Genomic DNA, 5514 nt, shown 5'->3' on the forward strand with positions numbered 1-5514 from the left:
ATCGGCGCTGGGGCTGGCGACACGCGCGCTGCACGGCGGCCCCGACCGCGGGCTGGCACATGCCATCGCGGCCGAGACGCTGCGGCGGCTGCCAGATCTGGATGCGCTGATCGATTCGGCGACGCGCAACCGGCTGCCCGACGATGCCAAGGCGCGGTTCGTGCTGCGCATCGCGCTGGCGCAGGTATTGGGACTGGGCACGCCCCCGCACGCCGCGATCTCCACCGTCCTGCCGCTCGTCGACGGCGGCCCGCGCAAGCTGGTGCATGGTGTGTTCGGCACGCTGATGCGCGGCGGCGCGACGTTGCCGGAGGTGCCGACGCTGCCCGCCGCGGTCGCAGATCGCTGGCGCGTGACATGGGGTGATGAGGTCGCCGTCGCGGCCGCGCGTGCAATCGCCGCACCGCCGCCGATCGACCTGTCGCTCGCCGACCCCGCCTGGGAGGGGATCGACGCGCCGTCGCTGGCGCCTGCGCACCGCCGCGTGCCCGCGGGCAGCACGATCGGCGACCTGCCCGGCTATGACGACGGCGCCTGGTGGGTGCAGGATATCGCGGCGTCGATCCCGGCGCGGCTGATCGGCCGCGGCGCGGGCACGGCGCTCGACCTGTGCGCCGCGCCGGGCGGCAAGACGCTGCAACTGGCCGCCGCCGGCTGGCGCGTGACCGCCGTGGATGCATCGGAAAGTCGCGCCGCGCGACTTGAGGAAAACCGCGCGCGCACGCGCCTGTCCTTCGACATTGCGATCGCCGACGTGCTCGACTGGCAGCCGCCCGCCCCGGCCGCGGCGGTGCTGGTCGATGCGCCATGCAGCGCGACCGGCATCTTCCGCCGGCACCCCGACGTCCTCTACCGCGCGCATGACGCGATGATCGCGGAAATGTCCGACGTTCAGGCCCGCATCCTCGATCGCGCCGCCGACTGGGTCGCGCCGGGTGGCGTACTCGTCTACGCCACCTGCTCGCTGGAACGGACCGAGGGTGAGGATCAGGCGACGCGCTTCGCGGCCACGCATCCCGGCCTCGCCCCGCTGCCGGCCACCGCGGACGAACTGCCCGCCGGCATCCCCGCCACGCCCGAAGGCTGGGTACGGACGCTGCCGGGGATGCTGGAGGAAGCGGGCGGATGCGACGGCTTCTTCATCGCGCGGTGGCGTCGCGCTTTGACGTGACGCGCGGGCGCGCTATCGGGGCCGGATGACCAAGCCCGTCCGCATCGCCCCGTCGATCCTGTCCGCCGATTTCGCCCGCCTGGGCGAGGAAGTCCGCGCGATCGACGCGGCGGGGGCGGACTGGATCCATATCGACGTGATGGACGGGCATTTCGTCCCCAACATCACGATCGGCCCGGCGGTGGTGAAGGCGCTGCGCCCGCACACCGCCAAGCCGTTCGACGTCCACCTGATGATCTCGCCGGTCGACGCCTATCTGGACGCCTTTGCCGAGGCGGGGGCCGACACGATCACCGTCCACACGGAGGCGGGGCCGCACATTCACCGCTCGCTCCAGCATATCAAGGGGCTGGGCAAGCGCGCCGGCGTGGTGCTGAACCCCGGCACCCCGGCCAAGATGCTCGATTACCTGATCGACATGGTCGACCTGGTGCTGGTGATGAGCGTCAATCCCGGCTTCGGCGGACAGCATTTCATCGACAGCCAGCTCAAGAAGATCGCCGCGATCCGCAAGATGATCGACCAGTCGGGCCGCGATATCGATCTGGAGGTCGACGGCGGGATCGACGCCGCGACCTGCCGCCGCGCGATCGAGGCCGGGGCGGACGCGCTGGTCGCCGGAACCGCCACCTTCCGCGGCGGGCCGGAACGCTATGCCGACAATATCCGGATGCTTCGCGGCGGATGACCGACGACGCACCGGACGGGATCGAACAGGGCAAACGGCTCATCAAGGTGGAGCCGAATGCCGCGCTGTCGCTGTCGCACCGGCTGGCGCATTACCTCGAACGGCTGACGTGGCGCACCCCGCTCCACGACCGGCGGCTGGACGGGCGCCACCCGGTCAAGCTGGTGGCGGTACCGGTCGATCCGCTGCCGGGCGATGAGGACGCGGGCCACGCGCTCCTGGACGGGTGGATGGTCGCCGGCGGGGAACGCCGCACGCTCGCCGATCTGGATATCGCGCGGCTGACCGGCGGGGCGGCGTTCGTGGCGCATGTCCACGGCTTCGAATGGCTGCGCGATCTCGACGCGGTCGGCGACCGTGCGCGCACCGTTCCCGCGGCCGAGGCGCTGGCCGCGCGCTGGCTGGCGGCGCATGGCGATCACGTGTCCGACGTGGCGTGGCGCCCCGACGTGGTCGCGCGGCGGCTGGTCCAATGGTCGTTCCACGCGCCGTTGCTGCTGTCGTCGACCGACCTTGTCTTCCGCTCACGCATCCTGAACGGCATCGCGCGCGCCGCCCGCCACCTCGATCGCACCGCGGACAAGGCCCCCGCGGGCGCCGAGCGGATCATCGCCTGGGCCGGGGTGGTCGTCGCCGGGCTGCTGATCCCCGGCGGGGAAACGCGGCTGGCGATCGGCGAGGTCGGGCTGGCACGCGCGCTGGACGCGTCGATCACCGACGACGGCGGCATCGTCAGCCGCTCGCCGACCGCGCTGCTCGACGCGATGGCCACGATCGGATTGCTGCGCGCCGCCTATGACGCGCGGCGCCAGTCGCTGCCGCTGGTCGTGCAGCAGATATTGTCGCGGATGACGCCCGCGCTGCTGGGCGTCGCGATGGGCGACGGCGGATTGTCGAGCTGGCAAGGCGGGTTGCCGGTCGATGCGCTGCGCCTCAACGACGTGCTGATGGCCAGCGGCGCGCACGGCCGCCCGCTGCGTCAGTCGCGCGACTGGGGCTATCAACGTCTGGCCGCGGGCGGATGCGTGCTGGTGATGGACGCCGCACCCCCGCCTGCCACGCCCGTCGCGGGCTGCGGTTCGGCATCGACGCTGGCGTTCGAGCTGTCGGACGGGGCGGAGCGGCTGGTCGTCGGTTGCGGCGGCGCGGCGCGGGCCGCCGCGCGCTATTCGCCCGACGTCGCGCTGGGGCTGCGCTCCACCGCCGCGCATTCCACGCTGGTATTGGCCGATTCGCATTCGACCGCGCTCCACCCCGACGGCACGCTGGGCCGGGGGGTGGCGGAGGTGGAGCTGGCACGCCAGGAATCGGAGGCGGGCAGCCGGATCGAGGCGCGCCACGACGGCTATGTCCGCCGCCACGGCCTGTACCACCGTCGCCAGCTGCTGCTGACCGGCGACGGGCGCGAGCTGCGCGGCGAAGATTCGCTGCTGCCCGCGCCGCGCACCGGCCCGACGTGGCCGCGCCGATCGCCGCGCGGGCCGACGCCCTTCTCGCTGCGCTTCCACTTGGGCCCCGGGGTCGAGGCAGTCGCCACCGCCGACGGGCAGGCGGCGATGCTGCGCACCCCGGCGGGCGCGTTCTGGCAGCTGCGCGCACGCGGCGAGCGGCTGGTGGTGGAAGACAGCATCTGGACCGACCCCGCCGGCCGGCTGGTCCCCACGCGCCAGGTGGTGATCGAGGGACAGGCGCAGGCCGGCGGTGCGCATGTCAGCTGGGTGATGAAGCGAGCGCGCTGAGCGGCGCACGGCCGCTAATGGCTTGAGCGATCCGGCCCCAGCGCCTATCCGCGCGCGGATGACGACCACCCTCCCCATCCGTCGCGCGCTCCTGTCAGTATCCGACAAGACCGGCATCGTCGAACTCGCCACCGCGCTGGCAGCCAATGGCGTCGACCTGATCTCCACCGGCGGCACCGCGAAGGCGCTACGCGACGCCGGCCTGCCGGTGCGCGACATTTCCGACGTGACCGGCTTCCCGGAGATGATGGACGGGCGGGTCAAGACGCTCCACCCCAAGGTGCATGGCGGGCTGCTGGCGGTGCGTGACGATGCCGCACATGCCGCGTCGATGGAGGAACACGGGATCGGCGCGATCGACCTGGTCGTCGTCAACCTCTATCCCTTCCAGCAGACGGTGGCAAAGGGCGCCGGGCGTGACGAGGTGGTCGAGAATATCGACATCGGCGGCCCGTCGATGGTGCGCTCCGCGGCGAAGAACCACGCCTATGTCGCGATCGTCACCGATCCGGCCGACTATCCGCTGGTCATCTCGGGCGAAACGACGCTGGCCGACCGCAAGCGGCTGGCGGCCAAGGCGTTCGCGCTGACGGCCGAATATGACGCCGCGATCGCCAGCTGGTTCGCGTTCGCCGACCAGGGGCTGACCTTCCCGGATACGCTGCCGTTCGTGCTCAAGCGCGCCGGGCCTGAGCTTCGCTATGGCGAGAACCCGCACCAGCACGCCGCCTTCTACGCCGCCGCGGGCACGCAGGCGCGCGGGATCGGCCAGGCGCGGCAGGTGCAGGGCAAGGCGCTGAGCTACAACAATTACAACGATGCCGATGCCGCGCTGGAACTGGTCAGCGAATTTCGCGACGGCGATCCCGCCTGCGTGATCGTCAAGCATGCCAATCCGTGCGGCGTCGCCACCGGCGCGACGCTGACCGAGGCGTATCGGGCCGCGTTCGCGTGCGACACGGTCAGCGCGTTCGGCGGGATCATCGCGGTCAACCGCCCGCTCGACCGCGCCACTGCGGAGGCGATCACCGGCATCTTCACCGAAGTGGTGGTGGCGCCCGACGCCGATGAGGAAGCGATCGCGCTGTTCGCGGCGAAGAAGAACTTGCGCCTGCTGCTGACCGGCGACCTGCCCGATCCGGCGCGCGCCGGGCTGACCGCGAAGACGATCGCCGGCGGCTGGCTGGTCCAGTCGCGCGATGCCGGGCGGATCGGGCGGTCCGACCTGAAGGTGGTGACGCAGCGCCAGCCGACCGACCAGGAACTGGCCGACTGCCTGTTCGCCTGGACGGTGGCCAAGCACGTCAAGTCGAACGCGATCGTCTATGCCAGGGACGGCGCGACCGCGGGCGTCGGCGCGGGACAGATGAACCGCCTGGAATCGGCGCGGATCGCGGCGTGGAAGGCGAAGGATGCCGCCGACAAGGCGGGGTGGGACGCGCCCCGCACGATCGGCTCGGCGGTGGCCAGCGACGCCTTCTTCCCCTTCGCCGACGGTCTGCTGGCGGCGGTGGAAGCCGGGGCGACCGCGGTGATCCAGCCGGGCGGGTCGATCCGCGACGCCGACGTGATCGCGGCGGCGGACAAGGCGGGGCTGGCGATGATCTTCACCGGCATGCGCCACTTCCGCCATTGATCCGCCGCCCGCGCCCCCGCGACGGTCTGACGCGGGGGAGACCGGTTCAGCGGATGAACCCGCCCTCGTTCGGCAAGGTCGCTTCCTCCGCGCTCGGCATCTTGCTGAACAGCGCGCGGTCCTCCGGACCGAAGGCGTAGCGCCAGATCACGAACAGATACGCGGCCAGCGTCGCGGCCACCCCGATCGACACCTGCGCCCAGCGCCAACCCGGCGGCAGCAGCGCGAACGCCCCGCCCACCAGCGCCCCCGCGCACGCCGCCCAGACCAGCGGCCAGCG

The 5514-nt window shown here is 72.1% G+C and carries 4 protein-coding genes and 1 pseudogene; 4 read left to right on the forward strand and 1 reads right to left on the reverse strand.

Going from position 1 to position 5514, the window contains the following annotated elements; genetic code table 11:
- Window positions 1-7: 7 nt before the first annotated feature.
- From AX685_RS01900 to purH, 4 genes are read left to right on the forward strand one after another with little or no spacing between them, the layout of a single operon-like run.
- Complete coding sequence (locus AX685_RS01900) at window positions 8-1171, forward strand: RsmB/NOP family class I SAM-dependent RNA methyltransferase (RefSeq protein ID WP_082740432.1); 1164 nt, start codon at window positions 8-10, stop codon at window positions 1169-1171.
- Window positions 1172-1196: 25 nt separating this feature from the next.
- Complete coding sequence (gene rpe / locus AX685_RS01905) at window positions 1197-1859, forward strand: ribulose-phosphate 3-epimerase (RefSeq protein WP_066484818.1); 663 nt, start codon at window positions 1197-1199, stop codon at window positions 1857-1859.
- Complete coding sequence (locus tag AX685_RS01910) at window positions 1856-3598, forward strand: heparinase II/III family protein (protein WP_066484820.1); 1743 nt, start codon at window positions 1856-1858, stop codon at window positions 3596-3598. The genes rpe and AX685_RS01910 overlap by 4 nt, the downstream gene beginning before the upstream one ends.
- Before the next feature lie 58 nt (window positions 3599-3656).
- Entirely contained in the window at window positions 3657-5234 is a 1578-nt protein-coding gene (gene purH / locus AX685_RS01915; protein WP_066484823.1) for a bifunctional phosphoribosylaminoimidazolecarboxamide formyltransferase/IMP cyclohydrolase, read from the forward strand.
- Between the two features lie 46 nt (window positions 5235-5280).
- On the opposite strand, the pseudogene AX685_RS22210 reads toward purH, so the two are convergent.
- Window positions 5281-5514: pseudogene (locus AX685_RS22210) on the reverse strand (DUF4175 domain-containing protein); the annotation flags it as partial.

This window comes from Sphingomonas sp. CCH9-F2, from assembly GCF_001556735.1.
In the GTDB taxonomy this organism is placed as follows: domain Bacteria; phylum Pseudomonadota; class Alphaproteobacteria; order Sphingomonadales; family Sphingomonadaceae; genus Sphingomonas; species Sphingomonas ginsenosidimutans.